At 42.7% G+C, this 19,954-nt stretch carries 14 protein-coding genes and 6 pseudogenes; 14 read left to right on the top strand and 6 right to left on the bottom strand.

Features of this window, described 5'->3' with window-relative positions:
- Positions 1–25 precede the first annotated feature (25 nt).
- Positions 26–679: pseudogene (locus P2A85_RS11050) on the bottom strand (adenylate/guanylate cyclase domain-containing protein); the annotation flags it as partial.
- 217 nt (positions 680–896) lie between these two features.
- A complete protein-coding gene (proS, locus tag P2A85_RS11045; protein ID WP_377479703.1) occupies positions 897–2,807 on the bottom strand; it encodes a proline--tRNA ligase in 1,911 nt (636 codons plus the stop codon).
- Positions 2,808–3,520: 713 nt separating this feature from the next.
- On the opposite strand from proS, the gene P2A85_RS11040 reads away from it, so the two are divergent.
- Both P2A85_RS11040 and P2A85_RS11035 read left to right on the top strand, forming a co-directional pair.
- A complete protein-coding gene (locus P2A85_RS11040; protein ID WP_377479700.1) occupies positions 3,521–6,583 on the top strand; it encodes an MFS transporter in 3,063 nt (1,020 codons plus the stop codon).
- A 381-nt stretch (positions 6,584–6,964) separates the two neighbouring features.
- Positions 6,965–7,444, top strand: coding sequence for an orange carotenoid protein N-terminal domain-containing protein (locus P2A85_RS11035; RefSeq protein ID WP_341737344.1), 480 nt, complete (start codon positions 6,965–6,967; stop codon positions 7,442–7,444).
- A 226-nt stretch (positions 7,445–7,670) separates the two neighbouring features.
- Here the strand turns inward: P2A85_RS11035 and P2A85_RS11030 are convergent, their stop codons facing one another.
- The gene (locus P2A85_RS11030; protein WP_377479697.1) at positions 7,671–8,345 is read right to left on the bottom strand and encodes an acetoacetate decarboxylase family protein; all 675 of its coding nucleotides are present in this window, start codon (positions 8,343–8,345) and stop codon (positions 7,671–7,673) included.
- Positions 8,346–8,548: 203 nt separating this feature from the next.
- Here P2A85_RS11030 and P2A85_RS11025 point away from each other — a divergent pair, with 203 nt between their 5' ends.
- The 8 genes and pseudogenes from P2A85_RS11025 to P2A85_RS10990 form a co-directional block, all read left to right on the top strand.
- Positions 8,549–9,211, top strand: a complete 663-nt coding sequence (locus P2A85_RS11025; RefSeq protein ID WP_377479694.1) for a glycerol-3-phosphate ABC transporter substrate-binding protein — start codon at positions 8,549–8,551, stop codon at positions 9,209–9,211.
- A gap of 146 nt (positions 9,212–9,357) precedes the next feature.
- Positions 9,358–10,212 (top strand): hypothetical protein, encoded by an 855-nt coding sequence (locus tag P2A85_RS11020; RefSeq protein ID WP_377479691.1) that lies wholly within the window; start codon positions 9,358–9,360, stop codon positions 10,210–10,212.
- Complete coding sequence (locus tag P2A85_RS11015) at positions 10,209–11,426, top strand: tetratricopeptide repeat protein (protein WP_377479688.1); 1,218 nt, start codon at positions 10,209–10,211, stop codon at positions 11,424–11,426. Before P2A85_RS11020 ends, P2A85_RS11015 begins: the two co-directional genes overlap by 4 nt.
- Before the next feature lie 125 nt (positions 11,427–11,551).
- Positions 11,552–12,269 (top strand): annotated as a pseudogene (locus P2A85_RS11010) (transposase); the annotation flags it as partial.
- Positions 12,270–12,470: 201 nt separating this feature from the next.
- Positions 12,471–12,635: a hypothetical protein gene (locus P2A85_RS11005; RefSeq protein ID WP_377479685.1), complete on the top strand. Its 165-nt coding sequence runs from the start codon at positions 12,471–12,473 to the stop codon at positions 12,633–12,635.
- A gap of 12 nt (positions 12,636–12,647) precedes the next feature.
- Positions 12,648–13,031: a hypothetical protein gene (locus P2A85_RS11000; protein ID WP_377475712.1), complete on the top strand. Its 384-nt coding sequence runs from the start codon at positions 12,648–12,650 to the stop codon at positions 13,029–13,031.
- A 67-nt stretch (positions 13,032–13,098) separates the two neighbouring features.
- Positions 13,099–13,374: a hypothetical protein gene (locus P2A85_RS10995; protein WP_377479682.1), complete on the top strand. Its 276-nt coding sequence runs from the start codon at positions 13,099–13,101 to the stop codon at positions 13,372–13,374.
- Between the two features lie 296 nt (positions 13,375–13,670).
- Positions 13,671–14,003, top strand: a pseudogene (locus tag P2A85_RS10990) (IS701 family transposase); the annotation flags it as partial.
- On the opposite strand, the pseudogene P2A85_RS10985 reads toward P2A85_RS10990, so the two are convergent.
- A pseudogene (locus P2A85_RS10985) lies at positions 13,986–14,579 on the bottom strand (ISAs1 family transposase); the annotation flags it as partial. The pseudogenes P2A85_RS10990 and P2A85_RS10985 sit on opposite strands and share 18 nt — an antisense overlap.
- A gap of 498 nt (positions 14,580–15,077) precedes the next feature.
- Positions 15,078–15,389, bottom strand: coding sequence for a transposase family protein (locus tag P2A85_RS10980; protein ID WP_377479679.1), 312 nt, complete (start codon positions 15,387–15,389; stop codon positions 15,078–15,080).
- A gap of 44 nt (positions 15,390–15,433) precedes the next feature.
- On the opposite strand from P2A85_RS10980, the pseudogene P2A85_RS10975 reads away from it, so the two are divergent.
- The 4 genes and pseudogenes from P2A85_RS10975 to lnt all read left to right on the top strand — a co-directional run.
- Positions 15,434–15,589, top strand: a pseudogene (locus P2A85_RS10975) (photosystem II q(b) protein); the annotation flags it as partial.
- Positions 15,590–15,763: 174 nt separating this feature from the next.
- Positions 15,764–16,141: a hypothetical protein gene (locus tag P2A85_RS10970; RefSeq protein ID WP_377479677.1), complete on the top strand. Its 378-nt coding sequence runs from the start codon at positions 15,764–15,766 to the stop codon at positions 16,139–16,141.
- Between the two features lie 220 nt (positions 16,142–16,361).
- Positions 16,362–16,541 (top strand): transposase DNA-binding-containing protein, encoded by a 180-nt coding sequence (locus tag P2A85_RS10965; RefSeq protein ID WP_377479674.1) that lies wholly within the window; start codon positions 16,362–16,364, stop codon positions 16,539–16,541.
- Between the two features lie 150 nt (positions 16,542–16,691).
- A pseudogene (gene lnt, locus P2A85_RS10960) lies at positions 16,692–17,906 on the top strand (apolipoprotein N-acyltransferase); the annotation flags it as partial.
- A 139-nt stretch (positions 17,907–18,045) separates the two neighbouring features.
- On the opposite strand, the gene P2A85_RS10955 reads toward lnt, so the two are convergent.
- On the bottom strand, positions 18,046–19,845 hold the full coding sequence (locus tag P2A85_RS10955; RefSeq protein ID WP_377479671.1) for a mechanosensitive ion channel family protein: 1,800 nt from the start codon (positions 19,843–19,845) through the stop codon (positions 18,046–18,048).
- Between the last annotated feature and the right edge of the window lie 109 nt (positions 19,846–19,954).

The following is a 19,954-nucleotide window of genomic DNA, read 5'->3' as shown; positions in this document are numbered from 1 at the left end:
ACTTAGTTTGATAAATTAAATTAATTCATTTGATGCCATTGATAAAATAAGTGTTCATCTTACCTTTGCCTTTCACTTCAATTGTCCCTCGACTTTCTAATAAATACTTTTCTTGCAATATATCATAAGTTGCAGGTGTCACCTGAATGCGTCCTGCTAACCCGTGGGATTCCATCCGGGAAGCGGTATTAACAGTGTCTCCCCACAAATCATAAATGAATTTTTTGATACCAATGACTCCGGCGACAACGGGGCCACTGTTGATGCCAATTCTGATGCTGAAAGTTTGGCTGTGGCTATGGCTGAATTGGGCAATTGCTTGCTGCATATCGAGGGCCATTTGGGCGATCGCCTCTGCACGATCGCTACGGGGCATTGGCAGTCCTCCCACTACCATATAAGCGTCACCAATGGTCTTAATTTTTTCCAAACCATGCTTTTCTGCTAGCTGATCGAAGGTAGAAAAAATCTCATTCAGCAATGAAACTAATTCCCTTGGAGAAATTTGGGAGCTAATTTGGGTAAAACCGACTATATCTGCAAATAAAACAGTAACATCAGTATATGTCTCGGCAATGATACTTTGGTCTTGTTTGAGCCTTTCGGCGATGGGCTGGGGCAGAATATTTAGCAACAGGCGATCGGATTTTTCTTGTTCTAAACGTAGAGCTGCTTCAGAAAGCTACTTGAACTAAGTATCGTCCAACTCCAGATTGAGGGAATCGCAGAAACTGATTTAAGTTCAGGTTCATATCTAGATTTAATTTTTAGCAGGTTGATATTTTTTAAATCCTAATAAGATAAAAAAACCTTTGTAGTGAGGACTATAGTCCTGTCCATGCTAACAGGAAAGGACTGAAGTCCTTACTACTAATTTTAAATCCCAGTAAAATATATCATTGGATAGCTTCCTCAATCCATTGTTTTAAGGTGGAATTTACTTCTTCGATGAGAACTTCTTGGGATTTGTGAGTCGCTCTTTCCACTACTTCAACTTTACCAGATTTCAGGGAACGACCGGGAACAATTCGATAGGGAATGCCGATTAAATCCGCATCTTTGAATTTAACTCCTGCACGTTCATCGCGGTCATCTAACAGAGTTTCAATGCCAGATTGATTGAGTTCTGCGTAGAGTTTTTCGGCGACTTCCATTTGTTGAGTGTCGGAAATATTGGGGATGCTGATGATAACGTGATAAGGGGCGATCGCCACTGGCCAAATTATCCCGTCTTTGTCGTAGGATTGTTCTACGGCTGATTGAGCTAACCGCGACACACCAACGCCATAACAACCCATAACTAAGGGCATTTCTTCGCCTTGTTCGTTAGTGTAGGTAGCGCCCATTGCTTGGGAGTATTTTGTCCCTAATTGAAAGATGTGGCCGACTTCGATGCCTCTGGCGGTTTGCAATGTTTGTTCGGGATTGTGCACAGCCCGATCGCCTTTTTTGGCCTTCCTGACATCTACTGCTAAATTCGGTAGGGGAAATTCTTGGCCCCAATTTGCTCCCACAACGTGGTATCCTGATTCGTTCGAGCCAGTGACAAAGTTTGTCAAGTCAATTGCGGTGCGATCGACTAAACGCAAAAACTTGGGAGATACCCCCCCCTGCCCCCCCTTACCAAGGGGGGGATTTGAGTCTTGTTGCCCCCCCTTACCAAGGGGGGGATTTGAGTCTTGTTGCCCCCCCTTACCAAGGGGGGGTTGGGGGGGGTTCGAGGCAATGTAATCATCAGCAACATCAGGAGCCATATAACCCAGAGGCAAAGATTTAGCGGCCCATTTTTGCTGAGCTTCCGCATCTGGAACAGTCAAAAATAGGATAGTTTTTGCTTGATAATTTCCCGCTAATTTGGTTAATTCATTCAGCAATTTTACCTGATTGACATCTTGGTCGCCACGAAGGCTGACCAGTACCAATACAGTCGTACCGCTGTCATAAACTGCCTCATAAAGTACATTTTTGACAACTTGAGTAGGAGAACACTTGAGAAACTTACAGAGTTTTTCAATGGTTTCTGTTCCCGGTGTTTCTCGCTTTTCAAAAGTTGTAAAATGGGAATTTTTGGCATCAGCAGGTATAGACACAGCCTTTTCTAAATTAGCAGCATACTGACCATCTTCGGTGTAAAGAACTTCATCTTCCCCAGCTTCCGCCAACACCATAAACTCTTGGGAACCAGAGCCCCCAATGGCTCCCGAATCAGCATCTACTGCTCGGAATTGCAAGCCCGATCGCCTCAGCATATTGCTGTAAGCTTGAGCCATATCCTGATAAGTTTTTTTCAGGCTTTCTTCGCTAGAGTGGAAAGAATAGCCATCCTTCATAATGAATTCACGACCGCGCATCAAGCCAAAACGGGGGCGAATTTCATCACGAAATTTAGTTTGAATTTGATACAGATGTGTAGGCAATTGCCGATAAGAACGAATCATATCTTTAGCAACTGTAGTAATTACTTCTTCGTGAGTTGGACCCAATCCCAATTCTGTATCGCGACGGTCTGTGAGAGCAAACATGATACCTTCAGCTTGAGTGTAGGTATCCCAGCGCCCCGATTCCCGCCACAAATCGGCCGGTTGGAGTTGTGGTAAGAGGCATTCTTGAGCGCCTGTGGCGTCCATTTCTTCCCGCACAATTTGGGAGACTTTTTTGAGCACACGCCACATCAAAGGCAGATAAGCGTAAATCCCGCTACCGATGCGGCGGATGTATCCCGCACGGAGTAATAGTTTGTGGCTGGGAATTTCAGCTTCGGCTGGGTCTTCCCGCAGGGTGACAAAAAGCATTTGAGAGAGTCGCATCGGTGATTTCCTTTAATGACTGAATGATTTTAATCTCACATTAACTTCTGATATTATCAGAGGCAAGGCAGATTTGATGAGACCTTTCCCATAATTATTGTCGAACAAGGGTGCGACCTGTTCTGGAAAGTCTTTTTACGAGATGTCTCTTAGATATTTAGGAGATATATATTAGATATATGAATAATATTTTGCCAAACTATCAATAGGAATCCTCCGTCCCACGCTACTGATTATGCAGCTCGATCGCTCGCAATTACTAGCTAATTTTCACCGTAATCATCCAACAAAATCATAACTTGATAGCGCACTCTACGATATTTAGGGTACGCTGTGGCGTACTTTACTAATATTTATAATTGGTGGCGATCGCCCACGGCATCGGATTTGGTGCTTTTAAACGAACTCTGCGTTCTTAAATTATTGCCAAACTAATTTCAGACTTTAGAGGGATTAATTTATCAACCCCTGTTGCGATGATAAATATATACAAGCATCGCCATTAAAAACGATTGTTTTGGATTGCTGAGTTACCAAGCATCCCAACTGAATATATTGCCAAAATGGGAGATGGCTACTGAGCAGTAACTCACTCATAATTCAAAAATCTTGTAATTGCCCAAAAACCATCTAAAGATGGCAATATCCCCTTCCAGAAAATTGGGGATAGATTTAACTATGCCTAATAAGGCTGAAAATGTTGGAGGTAAATTATGTTAGAAAACGTACCATTCGACCACCCGGATATCGGAGGGCTAATGTTTTTAAGCCCACAGTTCTTTGTAGCCTTAATCGCCGGAGTGATTATGGCTTTCGGCTTCCAATTTTTGTTAACCAACTTTTCGATTGCAGCCAAAATATCTAATTGGGATGAGGCTTTACTCGATGACGATGACGAGTCAGAAAGTTTAGGCACGAAATTTCGTAAAACAGAAGGTCTAGTAGGCGGTTGGATTTTAGTAACAGTCAACATAGCCTTATTTTTGGCTTGTTTTCTCGCAGTCAAACTAACTTCTATTGCTAGCGTAGATGGAGCGGCAATTATTGGTGTTGTCATCTGGGCTGCCTACTTTTTAACTCTGGTTTGGCTGGGTTCTAGCGCCGTCGGTTCCTTGATTGGTTCCTTGATGAAAACAGCATTTTCCGGCGTTCAAGGCGTCATGGGTACTGCCGGTGCAGCCATGAGCGGGAAGATGGCCAGCGACCAAATGGTCAATACTGTAGAGGCATCTATAGCCGCTGTCCGCCGCGAATTGAGTTCGGCGGTAGACCCCGACAGCATTCGCGAAACAGTACAAGATTATGTTGGTTCTTTGCAGTTACCGAAGCTAGATGTCAAAGAAATTCGCGGTCAATTTGAAAAGTTGCTGGGCGATGCGGATATCAAATCTTTGGCGGGAAGCGATGTTCTGAAAAATGTTAACCGCCAGACTTTTGTAGATTTAGTTAGCAGTCGCACTGATTTTTCCAAAGATGAAATAAATCAAGTTGCAGACCAACTTGAAGGCGTATGGAAGCAAGCATTCGGTCAGCAGCAACAGCAGCAAGACCCCAAGTTAGAGTTGGTTAACTTTCTTAAGTCGGCGGCACCGGATTTGCTGAAGTCTGATGAACTGAATGCCAAACTATCTCAAGTTTTGGCAACTACAGAAAACAAATCTGAGTCTAGCAATGGCATGAACCGAGCGATGCAGTTGGGTGTCGAAGCTCTAGTCGGAACTTTGTTGTCGCGGACGGATTTGTCGGATTTAGATGTGGAAAAAATTTCTGGTAAGTTACAGGAATTCACTGCTAAAGGAACGGAAACAGCTAAATCTCTGGGGTCTAAGGTGGCGGATAAATTCCCTGCATTTTCTTTCCATACGGTGAAAGCAGATGTGGAGAATTATTTGCTAAATTCTCAGCCTTGGCATTTAAACAGAGAGACTATTAAGCAGGAATTTAGGGATGTTATTTACGACCCCGAAGCTGCTCCCGGTGCTATTTTACACCAATTAGAACTGTTTAATCCAGAGTATTTTGTCGGGATTCTCGGTCGCCGAGAAGGTTTTACTGAGCAACAGACAAAGGAAATTGCTGAACAGCTTGAAAGTGTCCGCCAGGAAGTCCTGGAAATTGTGCAAGGTGCTGCTTCTGAGGAACAGTCTCAAGATTTGCGGAGTCGGATCGAAAATTATTTGCGATCGACTGGTAAGGAAGAATTGAATCCTGAAGGTATCGAGAAGGATTTTCAAGCGCTGTTGGAAGACCGGGATGCTGGTTTTGAGGCTTTGCGCGATCGCCTGTCGCAATTCGATCGCGATACTTTGGTACAGTTGCTAGGTCAGCGGGAAGATTTCAGCCCCGAAGAAGCCGACCAATTAATCGGTCGCCTCGAAAGTTCGCGCGATCGAGTGATTTCTAAAGCTCAGGAATTGCAAGAGCAAGCGAAATCGAAAGCGCAAGAATTGCGCCAAAAGGTAGAAGAATACCTCCGCAATACTAACAAGGAAGAACTCAATCCTGAAGGTATTGAGCGCGAGTTCCAAACTTTGTTTGAAGACCCGCAAGCAGGCTTTAAGGCGCTGAAGGAACGCTTATCTCAATTCGATCGCGATACCCTGGTGCAATTGCTGTCACAGCGCCAAGACCTCAGCGAAGAACAGGTAAATCAGGCGATCGACCGGATTGAATCTGTGCGCGATAACATTATCCACGCGCCGCAAATAGTTGCAGATAAAGCTAAGGAGCAGTACGAAGAAGTTACTACTAAGATTGGCGATTACTTGCGGAATACCAACCTGGAAGAACTAGATCCAGAAGGTATTAACCGAGATTTGACCAAACTATTTGAGAATCCGAAAGAGGGTGCTTTGGCTTTGCGCGAAAGACTTTCTCATGTCGATCGCGAAACTTTGGTCAAGTTGCTTTCACAACGGGAAGATTTGAGCGAAGAACAGATCAATCGGACGATCGATCGCATCTTGGATGAGATCCGCAGCATTGTTAAATCTCCGCGCCGGTTGGCCTCTCGCGCTCAAGCAACTGTGCGGGATTTCCAAGGAAGTCTGGAAAATTACTTGCGGAATACTAACAAGGAAGAACTCAATCCTGAAAGTATTAAACGGGATTTACAATTGTTGTTTAGCGAACCCGGAATGGGGATGCAGAATTTGGGCGATCGCCTCCAGCATTTCGATCGCTCGACTCTGGTAGCCTTGCTGTCACAGCGGGAGGATATTTCGGAAGAAGAAGCTAACAAAATTGCCGACCAAATTGAAACCGTTCGCAACCAATTTGTCGAACAAGTTCAAATGGTTCAGGAAAAGTTTCAGTCAGCACTAGACGGTATTTTCGCGAAAATTCGGGATTATCTCAATTCTCTGGATCGCCCGGAACTTAATTATGAAGGTATCAAGCGCGATTTCCGCAAAGTATTTGACGATCCCCAGGCAGGATTTGAGGCGATTAAGGAACGTGTAAGTCAGTTCGATCGGGAAACTTTAGTTGCTGTAATTAGCTCTCGTCCAGATATTTCCGAAGCTAATGCTAACAAAATTATCGACCAGATTGAAGGAGCACGGGACACGGTTCTGTCGCGCTCAGAACGCCTGCAAGAGTCAGCGAAAAAACGCATCAAACAACTTAAGGAGAAGGCTAAACACCAAGCAGAAGAAGCGCGGGAAGCTGCTGCAAGTGCTGCTTGGTGGTTGTTCGGTACGGCTCTCACTTCTGTAGCTGTTTCGGCTTTAGCAGGTGCGATCGCAGTGGGCGGCATTTCAGGTTTGCTTAGCTAAAGTTTAAAAGAGTTTGATCTACAATTCTCCTGATGATAGGCTAGCCAAAAGCTAGCCTTTTTTTTGAATGAAACCCGATGCGTCAGCTTGAGAACCCAGCCTTCTTCAAGAAGTCTGGGATCTATTTTTTGAGGTCCGATCGATCTACTAAACAATCTTAATCAGTAGCAGGTACAACAATGTTGTCCAATCCGCCTCATTCTTTGGTGGCAATTTTTTCAGTTTTGGGCGAATTTACTGCCATAAATTACGTTGGGGATCATCTCTATCTTAAGCAAGATTCTAGGTGGAGTGTTTATTCGCTAACTTTCATTAAGAACTAAAAACAGTTTTCCAAATTAATCAGAGAACTGAGCAATAAATTACCCTTTGGAGGCTCGAATGACATTTACCACCACCAGCGCTTACGACCAAGGAAAAGCAGACATCAAGACCTTGAGTGTAGACGACCAATTAGGTTTACTGTGGTTTGTTTACACAGAAATGGGCAAATCGATTACCCCTGCTGCTCCCGGTGCTGCTGGTTCCGAAATCGCTCAGGGTTTGTTCGATCGCGTCAAGGAATTGCCCCACGAAGAACAACTGCAAGTGATGCGCGATATTGCCTCAAAAGCGAATACTGAGATTAGCCGCATTTATGGCTCCCTGAGTCCAGAAACAAAGCTGGCTTTTTGGTATTTCTTAGCAGTCGGAATGGACGAAGGAACTATTATTCCCATGCCTGCTGACTATCAGCTACCAGAAGCAGGAAAAGCATTATTAGGCAAGATTGAAGGCATGGACTTTCAGCAGCAAATTGATTTTCTGCGCGGTACTGTTTTAGAAATGGGTGCAGAAGCTGCTCCGGGCGCTGGCATTTAAAAAAATTAGCAATTTTTACATAATTTATGCTGTGAGAACCCCGAATTATTAAATAATTCGGGGTTCTGAGTTTTATCTTGATTTTAGCACTTGCTTAGTTAAGTAAGTCCACCTAATTAAATGCAAGATTCAAATCGCTCAAAAGCTTACTGGCTTGCTATTCTTCCTTTTTCCTTCCCCCCTTGGGGGGGGCAGGGGGGGGGGACCTCTTCCTTCTTCCTTCTACTTAATAGCTGAACTCAACTGCTTTGTTACCGACAACTTCCGGCCCATTTGCGATTAAATGTAGTTCTTTGCAGGCAACAGTTAGCAAAGGCTGACCTAAGTTCAACCGGGCAAAAGGGCTCTCTTGAGGTATTTCTAATTCGCCTCGAATCAATCCGGTGCGACATTGAAATTGTCCTTGAAAAAATAGCAAATTATTGCTGTTGGCACTGAAAACATTGCCACTCAAAGACAGCGGTAACGCCCAACCTTGTTGACTGTAACTGAGACTGCACAGTTGACAGTTTCCTTGACGCACAGTGATGCGGTATCCCAGGGATGATGCTTTGATCGAATCGCTGCCTTCCCAACTAAATTGAGCTATTTCTTTAGGTAGTCCCCAAATCTCGCGTCCGCCTGCTACAGAGTTAGGATTGTCTACATAAATGTGGGAAATCCAAGCGCCACATTTGCCACCATAATTGGCTATCCCACTAACTATAATTAATTCGTTATATTCCATTACGGAACCTGACCCATAGGAGGAGAAATAAATTCCACCCAGGGTTTTTCCGGGAAACACAGAGATGATTTCTAACTCCGCAGGAACCAGGGGGCGCACGAGTGCAACATCTACTAATTGTAAAGTGGCGATCGCATACCCTTGCAACTTCCAAGGTGCAGGTGGATATATCATTTTAAGTGATTTTAACCTGAATACTTTATATTTATTTTAGCTTAGGGTCTAAAAAGTAACAACCCTTTGTATTTCTTCACATATTGTCAATAATTTTACGTGTATAAAAATGTCAATATGTTTATTTTTATTAAATAGTTGACATTTACTCAAAATTTACATACTCTCTAGTTGTGGATACTTAAAAGGGAACCTAAACCTATATGCTGACATCTTACAAACCAGATGTTTTCGATTGTTTAGATCATTTTTTCACTGCGAAAGACCTGCTAGAGCAAGCCAAAGACAAAATGACAGAACTGGGCGCGATCGTCCGCCGTCACGGTTTGCAAAAGCAGGTTGGTATCTGTTTGCTGCACAAACACTTCGACCTCTCCGATAACGAAAGATTAGTGGAAGAATTTGATGGCAACAATGCTTATATCAAGCCCACGGCAGAATACAGTGATGCTATTCCCTATATGTGGAAAGTAGAACACAATACAATATCTGGCGAATCGGTTTGGTTTCCCTTAGAGTTTGTCAGAGTTACTGATTCTGTATCAGCAGCAGTGGAACGGTCAGAAGCAGTGGTCAACAATGCTGAATTTCTTCAGGAAATTGCGGATAAATTGTCAGAATTGGGCATGACTAATATGTTTGGGATCAGCATTTTACACCGAGATGCAATTAAAGTTGCTGATGGCGAAATTTTGGTAGAAAGTACAGACGACGAAGCCCGCGTCTTGACTTTTTCATCAGTTCCCCGCCCGGATATTGACCCCGCAACTTTAACGCAAACTCTCTGGCAGTTTCCGAATGCAGAAGGGTTTGAAGTAGGGGCTATGTGCTCTCACTGCACTCACTGCACTCACTGCACTCATTAAACAAAATTGCGGCAATAAGGCAATGATTTTGTAGTCAGGACTTGAGTCCTTCCCAGTTCGTAGTAAGGAGATCGGTCCTGACTGTAGATATTCAGAATAAAGGACTAAACTCCTTACTACAAACTGGTTTTTATGATTGAGCAAAAATGTCCCATCTTCGCCGGAGTATAGTAATTTATCGGTGTCAAAATCTGGAATTAGAAACTACAGAACCAGATTTGCAAATTCCTAGAGTGTGGCTGAGTTCAGGTACGCAGCCAGCTTTTGATAACGTACCAGGGAGAATTCAATATTGTGAAGCGGCTTTTATGCCTCAAGAACCTTGGAGAGAACCGACAACCGAGGAGTCGGCTTTGCTGTGGACACAGGAACCACCGCCAAGTTATTCAGGTGTAGGAATTGTGCGTTTACCGTCGGATATTTTAGCTTTGTTTGCTGCTTCCGGTATGGCTGCGCTAACAACTCCGCTACAGGTTGCTGAGTTTAAAAATGAGCCAAAATGCCGACAGGTGCTTGACAACTTAATTGAGTATTTTAAGCCTTTTTGTATGTCGGATGCGCCACCATTTATCGGCGGTATGGGAGGCAGACAGTCGGGATTGAGTACGGCGACAATTGATAATAAACGGGGATGTCGCAACGGTTTGCATACTGATAGTTGGGACGGACTGCCGCTGGCGAAAAAGCAGGATTCAACTAATAGAATTTGTGTCAACTTAGGTTTAGACAGCCGTTACTTTTTGTTTATTAATTTGACTGAAATGGATATTTTTGAAATGTTGGGCTGTCGCGACTCGGATGTTAACAAACCTTGGACGAGACAGTTAACTAATGAGTTTATGCAGCGCTATCCAGATTATCCTGTTGTGAAGCTGAGAATTGCACCGGGAGAGGCTTACATTGCCCCGACTGAGAATATGATTCATGATGCTTCCACTGCCCAAATGAAGCATTTAGATATTAAGGTAATGATGCGGGGTTATTACAGGATTCCATTATGAGTTTTGATGACTGTACTTTGGCAGATTCACTCAAACAAGAGGGGAAATTGGAGGAGGCGATCGCCCTTTATGAAACTGCGGTTAAACTTAATCCAAAATCGCCCTTAGCTTACCACAATTTGGGAAAAGCGCTGCAACAAAATGGGCAAATTGAAAAGGCAGTCGTCTGTCAGCAACAAGCTATTATCTTGCAACCAAACTTTACACCTGCTTACTTCCCCCTACTATACGCGCCGCTGCCTAAAAATTCTCCGCTAATTGACGATATTATTGCTGTTTACCGCCAAGTTATCGAAAATTTGCCCAATTTTCCGTTAGCTTATATTAACTTGGCAGTGGCGCTGAGCAAGCAGGGAAAAATTCAGGAGTCGATCGCACTTTTTCAAACCGCAGTCCGTTTACAAACTGTAGCATCTCGCCCGGAATTGTCTAAAATAGAATGGAATTCCGAAAAATTGCGATCGCCCGATTTCACAATCATCGGTTCTCCGAGATGCGGCACAACTTCGCTATACAAATATATCACTTCCCACCCTCAAATTTTAGCCGCTGCCAATAAAGAAATCTGTTTTTTTTCCGAACATTTCAACAAAGGACTTGCTTGGTATCAAGCGCATTTTCCCCCGGAAACAGAGGGGCACGATTTTTTGACAGGAGAAGCAACTCCTACCTATCTCACGCACCCGCTGGCGGCAGAAAGACTGTACGGGTGCTTACCAAAAATGAAGCTGATTGTGATTTTGAGACATCCGGGCGATCGGGCTTTTTCGCACTATCAAATGCTTGTCAGGCGCGGTACGGAAACCCGGAGTTTTGAAAGTGCGATCGATGCAGAATTAAAATTGCTGGATGGTGCTACAGAAACAAGTTTAGCAGATAGAAATAATTGGAAAGATTGCCATTACATTTACAAAAGCCTGTATTTTTATAGTCTCAAACAGTGGTTGCAACTTTTTCCCAAACATCAGTTTTTAATTTTACAAAGCGAAGATTTTTATGCGAATCCCGCTATTGCACTCAAACAAGTTTTTGAATTCTTAGGTGTGCCTGATTTTCAACTCAATCACTACCAAAAATATAATGGTGCTAATTATCAGCCTGGGAATCAAGTAGCAAATCAGCGATTGCGGGAGTATTTCCAGCCACACAATCAGAAATTAGATGAATATCTAAATTCTGTAGGGGCGGGTTTCACCAACAATACATGGCTATAACTAGGGTTTGCTGAATATATCGATCGCGTGTTACTTAGCCTGGGTTACGCGAGCGCGCGATCGAGAATAAAGTGCAAGATAAACAGGTAAAATAGGTCAAAACCCGTGCATCACCACCTGCGATCATGTACAAAAAAGCTGAGCTTGCCTCCAGCCTCCCATCCGAGTTTGAATTGCCTTTCGGAGGAAGGTTGTCATCAGACAACCGTTGGGTAAAAATGGGCGAACTAATCCCGTGGTCAGAATTTGAATCAGAATATGCTAAAAATTTCCCCACAGAAAAGGGGGCACCAGCCAAATCATTTCGGATGGCATTGGGGGCATTAATTATCAAATAAAAACTCGGAATTAGCGACCCTTGAAACAGTAGAACAGATCCGGAAAAACCCCTATATGCAATACTTTATCGGTCTATCAAGCTACAGTAATGAACTACCATTTGATCCATCACTATTAGTACATTTTCGGCAACAAATCAGTCCCAAACTAATTAATAAAGTGAACGAACGCATGGTTGAAAAAATGCGAAAAATCACGCCAATCAAACCCGAAAAAAAAAAGGATTCGGACGCCAAAAATGAGTCACCCAATCGCGGTAAACTAATCATAGATGCAACCTGCGCCCCAGCCGATATTAGTTATCCGACGGACTTAGGACTATTAAATAAAGCCATAGTTCATACAGAAAAAATCCTAGACATCCTGTATAAACAAATCAAAGAAAAAAACCCTAAAAAACCAATAACCTACCGTAATAAGGCCAGAAAAGACTACTTAGCAGTAGCCAAACAAAGACGACCTACCCGCAACAAAAGAAGACAGGCAATTAAAAAACAACTTCAGTAGACGTTCTCTTTGAGGGCGAACTATCGCGGATGATGTTGATGGCGACCTTTGGGGAGTTAAGATTAAAAAGGACACTTGCGATCGCCAATAACAACAATACGATCGCTGGTAACAAAAGTACGATCGCGCTTTGGTTCTTCTTGTGTGATACGCAAAGCATAAAAAATACCGGGTAAACTCATATCTGAATTGACCCGGATGGCGGAAGATAGGGAAGTCTCACCAACCCGATCGACCGCTATGAATGTTGTCACTCAATTGCAACAGTTTCGTCAAGCCATCTACAAGAATTTATGTAAAGCACAGGATGCTACCTTTGAATTAATGGATGCAGTCTTGCTGACGAGAACAGCTCAAAGTTGAGCCGATTTATCGTTGTCTTGTGTCTTTCGCCGTCAATGGTCGAGTGTCTACGAGGCAGTGCAAGATACGCGACCCGATCGAGAGCAATTAATGAAACTTTACATCGCACAAATCCCGCAGTCAGAACAGATTGTCTTAGCAGGCGACCATACAAGTTGGTCCAGACCTCATGCAAAAACCCTTAAAGAACGCACTTACGAACATTCGCCGTCACAATTAGGAGGTCGTCCGGTAACAGTAGGATATGGCTACAGCACATTGGCATGGATACCCGCAGAACAAGGCAGTTGGGCCCTGCCATTTTTGCACGAACGAATTACCAGTTGGGACTCTCCGAGCTCGTTGGCGGCTCTATTTAACAAGATTTGCGATCGCTCACTGGTATCGTTTTGCTAAAAATCGTCTTCATTGGACTGTTCCTCAATTAAGTACGCCTGCCCAATGCGATCGATGGAGTGATTTAATGCCGTGTGTTACTTGGCAATTATGGCTGGCCCGTCACCTGGTCGCACAACGCCCATTACCTTGGCAAAAAGCTCAGGTTAAACTTACCCCTGGACGAGTGGCTCAATCGTTTGGGAGCATTTTAGCCCTGTTAGGTACACCGGCCGTGCCTCCCAAACTCCGAGGTAAATCGGACGGTTGGATTAGAGGACGGAAACGACAGTCCAGAATTCGATATCCTACAGTCAAAAAAGGGTTTTCTCGACCGAGAAAACCCGCCAAAAAGTCTCCTTAATCTGAAGTTTGAGAGCGACCACTCTTGAGTGCATTCAATTTACACAGGACTTACGCAGACACACTATATGTAGTGTGCAGACAACTACGTTAGCGAAGCACTCGTTGCAGGATCGCACCCACTTGACTTAGAGGACTATCGACAGATCAAGGGCGATCGACAGATCAAGGGCGATCGACAGATCAAGGGCGATCGACAGATCAAGGGCTCAGGTATTTTTGGTATCTTTCAAAATGTTAAATACGAGGTAATCAGAGCTAAAATAAGTAATTCACCATTGAAGGCAATGTGTAAATATGTCATTCAACCATTTGGATTATTGCCAATATTTACTTAGTAGTCAAACCAATTACACCTTGACAAATTTAGCCGACTATCTGCAACAATTCAGCCATGATACTATCAATCGTTATCTCAAGAAATCAGAATTGACCCCTAGTTTATTGTGGCAGAATATTCAACGAGACATCCAAAAAAGTGATGAGGATTGTGTAGTATTTGACGACACAATTTTAGATAAAAGGTTTGGACAAAAAATTGAATTAGTTCGTCGTCAATATAGTGGTACAGAACACAGAGTTTTACCCGGAATAGGATTGATTAATTGTGTGTATATCAATAGGGAAATCAACCAATTGTTCGACAATTGACTTCACAATTGACCTCTGACAGCCCATCGCATCAATGGTGACAATACTTCCATTTAATTCTAATACTTTGAGTAAAGCCGGAATAGCTGTGATTTCATTAGACTTTTTGTCAACCTTAACTTGTCCTAAAACTAATCTTTGACTGGTCGCCCAAGCGCTGACCATATGAATTGCTTTTTTGTCTCCTCCCCGATCGTAAGAATGGCGAATAGTTTTACCATCAATTGCGATTACTTCTCCTGGATTGAAGCAACTAATAGATTGAATCCAACTCAAAAAACATTTCTGAAATTGCTCCGGTTTGAGGCGAGAAAATACTCGCGCAATTGTGTCATGTGAAGGAATGCCATTCGGCAATTCTAAAATTGTCTTTAACCATTCGTATTTAGCTCGCCCGTAACTTTCGATATCCACCCATGTATCAGCACCGCAAATCACGGCACAAATTGAGAGGGTGATAATATCAATTAATTGATGATGTTTCGTTCGCTCAATTCTTGGATCTTCTAAGTCGGAAAAATGCTCGGCAATGGTGATTTTAGGTTTGAGTTTCATAATGGTAAACTCTAATTAAATGTTTTTTGGATACTCAAGAATTATGCTCCAATATACCATATTCTGTTAACAGAAAATTTAGATGCGTTCGCCCTGCATTTTATCGGTGTTCAAAAAATCGGTAGAAAAATAGGAATAGCATCTATGAATACCTGAGTATACTGTTGGTTTACTCGTTGAGTAAGCTATTTGATGAAAGTGAAAAAAGCTTACTCAATGAGTCCCTTTCCTCTCTTCATACTGATTCTCATTCTCACTAAGTTAGCCAGCTTTCCTCATCTCTGTTTTGGATCATTTATTTTTTGGAAGTCCCTAATCTGTTATTCCTGCTGCTCTACGTAACTTATTTAAGTCTTTATTAACTACGGCTCTCTCGGATATCTGGTGCAAAATGTAGCAATCAATACTAAATTTCTTAATCGTGAAAGCTCAAACCCTTGATTTTGCTACAGTATAAGCATTACTTATCACCCTAACTACGAGAGAGCCATAAATATTTTATTCGTATCGTTGAGTATGCCGTCTTTTAACGTCCAAAAAATCTATTATTTCTGTGGGATACCGTTGACAAATAGGACAGTAAAACTGCCGTCGTGGGATTTTTAGATACACAGGACGACGAAAAACAGACAAATATCTTACTAGAATTGGTCGATTTTGATGCAGTTTTTCGGTAGGATTGTTACAATGAGGACAAACAATTCCTTCTGATACAATGCTCAGTCCCAAGAAAATTTTTCCCTCAACTTGAGTACAAGTTTCAACCCTGACTCCAGGCAAGGCTAATAGATAGTCTAGATGGAAGCTCATAACGGTCAATGTATTATTAGGTACATTTTACACCATAAACTCAGGAGAGCCGTGCGATCAATACTTGGGCTGATGTTATCAACCGCGCTAACTTGGGTATGGAAGTAATGCACGAGCGCAATGCTCACAACTTCCCGCTTGATTTGGCTGCTGGTGAAGTCACCCCAGTAGCAATGGTTGCTCCTTCTATCAATGGCTAAGTTTTAGCTTTTGATTGACAAATAGCGCTCCTAGTAATAGGGGCGCTTTTTGTTTTGGCAAGCAGAATTTGAGAGATTTTTTTCTGTTAAATCCGTTAAATCCGTTAAATCCCATACACTGCGCCTTGCCGAACTTCCCGATCGATCTGATATATTGATTAAGAATTATTATTTTTGGCAATCATCAAAGTGGCGATATTTAACAGGCACAACTTTGAAAAACTCGTGGTTCATAAATCAAAAACATTAGCCTGGGCGATCGCACTTTTCAGCGGCATTTTGATGGCATTGACAACCGCACCAGTAAATGCTTGGCTATTGGCTTGGGTAGCATTAGCTCTCCTGTGGATTTTGGTTGTTAGTTATCAAAAGCCAAAAATAGAAGAACAAAAACAAAAATTTCTCTTTCTTCCTTCTTCCTTCTTCCTTCTTCCTTCACTCTGGGGAATTGGCTATCACGGATTAGCCTTATCTTGGATTATGGGAATTCACCCGATGACTTGGTTGGGAGTTCCTTGGTGGCCGAGTTTGGCGATCGCACTTTTTTGCTAGGCATTCATCACCCTCTGCGGAGCCGCCTTAGTCGCCGTTTGGGCATGGCTATTTGTAATTCTCAACTCCCTCACTTTACCAGGCAAAAATTCAATTCTTATTCTTAACTCCCCCCCTTTACAAGCTATCCTTTATAAGGATCTTTCTTAACATAAAAGTTGACAATAATTAACATCTGTGCTGTTGAAGGAGCGGGCGATCGCCCAGGAGTCAGGTTAAAATGATCGATCAATGGGTAAGGCAAGAATTAGAAAAAACTCAATTGGGAGATACAAGAAGAACAAATAGATTCATGAAAATTTGGGAGAAAAACATTTTATTCTGTTGGTCTCAAATGTGCGATCGGGAAAAACCCCGATCGCACTTGAGCAAACTCATTGAAAGAGGGAGACATCAATGAACACTTTTTGCAGGATAATTCGTATTCAATCAGAAGCGATCGCCCCAATAGCTCCTACACAAGTAGTTACTTTTGTCAACTTTCTTGTTAAAAAAGATGTTTATAAAGCATAGCTTTACAAGGGGGGGCTGGGGGGGTAGCTCCGATCTTATTCTTCTTAACTCCCCCCCTTTACAACGGGTGGCTGGCGGGGGTAAAGCTCAATTTTCAGCATTAACTCGCGTTTTAATTGGCACAGCTTTGTGGTGTGCCTTAGAAAGTATTTGGAGTACAGGTTCGCTGTGGTGGACATCACTATCTTACACGCAAAGCCCGCACAATTTAGCAATATTGCATCTCGGTCAACTCTCCGGGCCCAGCGCAGTAACAGCCGCTATTGTAGCAGTAAATGGCTTAATCGCAGAAGCTTTTATTGAAGGAAGAAGGAAGAATTGGATTGGTTATATTTTGCCTGCCAGTTTGTGTTTAATTTTGCATATTGCAGGCTGGAGTTTATACAACCGCCCTTTGAATCAAGAAGCTGCAACAGATTTAAAAATTGGCATTATTCAAGGCAATATTCCTAACGAGATTAAGTTTGACTCAGCGGGTTGGCAGCGCGCTTTGGAAGGTTACACCACTGGAGACAAACAGTTAGCAGACAGGAAAGTCGATGCTGTGTTAATTCCAGAGACAGCTTTGCCTTTTATCTGGACAAACGAGTATCAACGTTCTACCCTTTCTTTTTACCAAGCTATTCTCGAACGCGGTGTGGTGGCTTGGATTGGAGGATTCGGACAGCAAGACAATAGTATCACTAACAGCTTATTGGCGATCGATCGCACTGGAGAAATTGTCGGTCGCTACGATAAACTCAAGCTAGTGCCCTTAGGCGAATACATCCCTTTTTACGAAATCTTAGGCGGGATTATCAATCGGCTTTCTCCCTTAGATGCTCATTTAGTACCCGGCCACTCCAAACAATTGTTTGATACGCCGTTTGGCCGCGCCATTGTCGGAATTTGTTACGATTCAGCGTTTGCTGAAGTTTTCCGATATCAGGCCGCAAATGGGGGCGAGTTTATGCTCACAGCTTCCAACAATGCCCATTACAAACCGCCGATGCTGGCTCAACATCACGCTTTAGATGTGATGCGGGCAATTGAGACGGATAGATGGGCAGCTATTGCAACTAATACGGGTTATTCTGCTTTTGTAAATCCTCGTGGCGAGACGGTTTGGAGGTCTACAATTAATACTTATGAAGTCCAAGATACTACTATTTATCGCCTGCCAACTCGGACTTTGTACGTGCGCTGGGGAGATTGGCTGACGCCTTTATTGTTGGTTTTGGCTGGATTAGCGAAAGTTTTCCAAAGAGGCTAACGGGAAATACAGCACTTTTGGTGGGTTGGTGGTACAAAAAAACTGGTGTCGCTCAGGGTTTCACCCCTGTGTACTCGATCGACCTGCAATCTGCTGTATATTCCAACTTTTATTATACGTCATTTAGATGCTGAATAGCTTACCCCTTAAGAGTTTTTGAGGACTTGACCCCCGGTTTATTTCTACCTACGGACAGGTAAAAGGCGAACCCTTGCTTAGCAGTAGTCGGGTCTAGTCCTGTCTGCACAAAACTGCTGACAGGACTCTGATTAATGCTAGCATCAACCGCATTCCCATTATCCTCTGACTCGGACTCTCCTATCGGTTTAATGCCATTCCAATTAAGGTAAGTATTCCGCAGATTGCTGAAAATTTCTTGATAAATTTGGCTTCTGACGCGATCGCCCCGCTTCCCATCTTCCAGTTTGATATCATCCACAAAAAAGCCGATCTGCAATTCAAGATACACCGAGGATTCCTCGTGATTCATTCCGATCATCCTGATTTGCGGTTCTTGCCATTTTTTTCGCGGTACTTTCAACTTTTCTCTGATCCATTTAATTATATCCATGACATAATCATCTAAGCGAGTTTCGTCAGCTTGAGGGTTCGAGATTTTTTGATACAAGCGTTGCGCTCTTCGCTTTAACAAATTAATCTTTTGTTCCCATTCTTCAGAAATGAAGTATTGATCGTCATCCAGCAAATTTGGATCTCTCAGCCAAATTCGATACCACTGCCTAATTAACTCAATCAGTCCCTCTTCATTATATTCTTCAAAATTAACTACAGCACGGCTATCTTCAGTTGCCTCGATCACTTGAAAACCAAAGAGTTCTAAGATTGCTAAATATTCCTGTTGGACGTTTTCTCTTTCATCTTGAGTTAACCCTCCTTTTTCTGCAAACTGCACCGTAACAACCAAAGATTCCAGGGCTTGTTCAATTTCCTCTAATTTTAAATTGACCTCCTGTTCAGCCAGTAGTCGCGATTTCCCAACTTCTTGTTGTTCGACTAGAGCGGCATCACTTCCTTCCGCGTTATAGTACCTATCAATTACCTCCAATTTAGCATCCATATCCCCTAGTGTATCTGGATGAGCTAACACAATTTCTTGCATCAGCTTCTTGGAATCCTCAAGATTACCTTCCGAGGGTATTTCTATTTCTATAGAGTTATAGTATAAAGAGGTAGGGCGACTTAGATTAGTAAGTTTTTGACCCTGCAATACACTGTTGGGAATATAAACATCGGAATGGTTGCTAAATATATATAGCTGAGTCACCCTAATCCCAATCCGGCGCAGCATTCCGATTGAACCATCTTCAAGGAGCAGAATATCACCAAATCGAAAAGGAGTATCAATAAGTAAAACAACTCCACTAAAAAAGTTAGACAAAATATCCTGAAGCGCAAAACCCAGAACAAAAGTAGCACCGCCCAAAGCTACCCAAATTCCACTTAAATCAACCCCAAACGAACTAATAACCAGCACACCGCCACCCACGAAAATAATCACAGGAACAACGGCTGAGAGGATGGGAAGCAAGACATCATCCCACATCACCTCAGTTTTTTTAGTGTACTCTTTGAGGTAGTAGATAAAAACTTCGATAAATAATTGAACACACCAATAACTAATAGTGATAATTAAAATCGGTGTCAGGATGTGTTCGATGGCAGCAAAAATATCAGGAGAGACTAACTTCCCAAAAGTGATTTTTAGACCGAAAATAGCGAAGACAATGAGAGCGGGATAGGCAGAAACATTTAAGGTGACAATTGCAATGTCCCGTTCAAATCTCCGAAAAATGGGGCGCAAGATATAAAACAATATTAGATATAATAGCCCTGTTCCCAGAGCGGTGAGTAGCAAACAGATCGAGAGCTTACTAATTATATTTAGCGTGTCAAATTGATGAAAAATGTTTTCTAACATAGTAGTTTATCCCTTAAATAAATTAACTTAATTTTTGTCACAAAAACTCCCTAACATTTTTGGTCATTAGTTGCATTTACTCCTCTAGAACAGTCATCAACTAATTTGA

The organism is Microcoleus anatoxicus (assembly GCF_042465725.1).
GTDB classification, from domain to species: Bacteria; Cyanobacteriota; Cyanobacteriia; order Cyanobacteriales; family Microcoleaceae; genus Microcoleus; species Microcoleus anatoxicus.
Note: the sequence above shows the minus strand (reverse complement) of the source record. Positions and strands in the feature narration are given on the sequence as shown.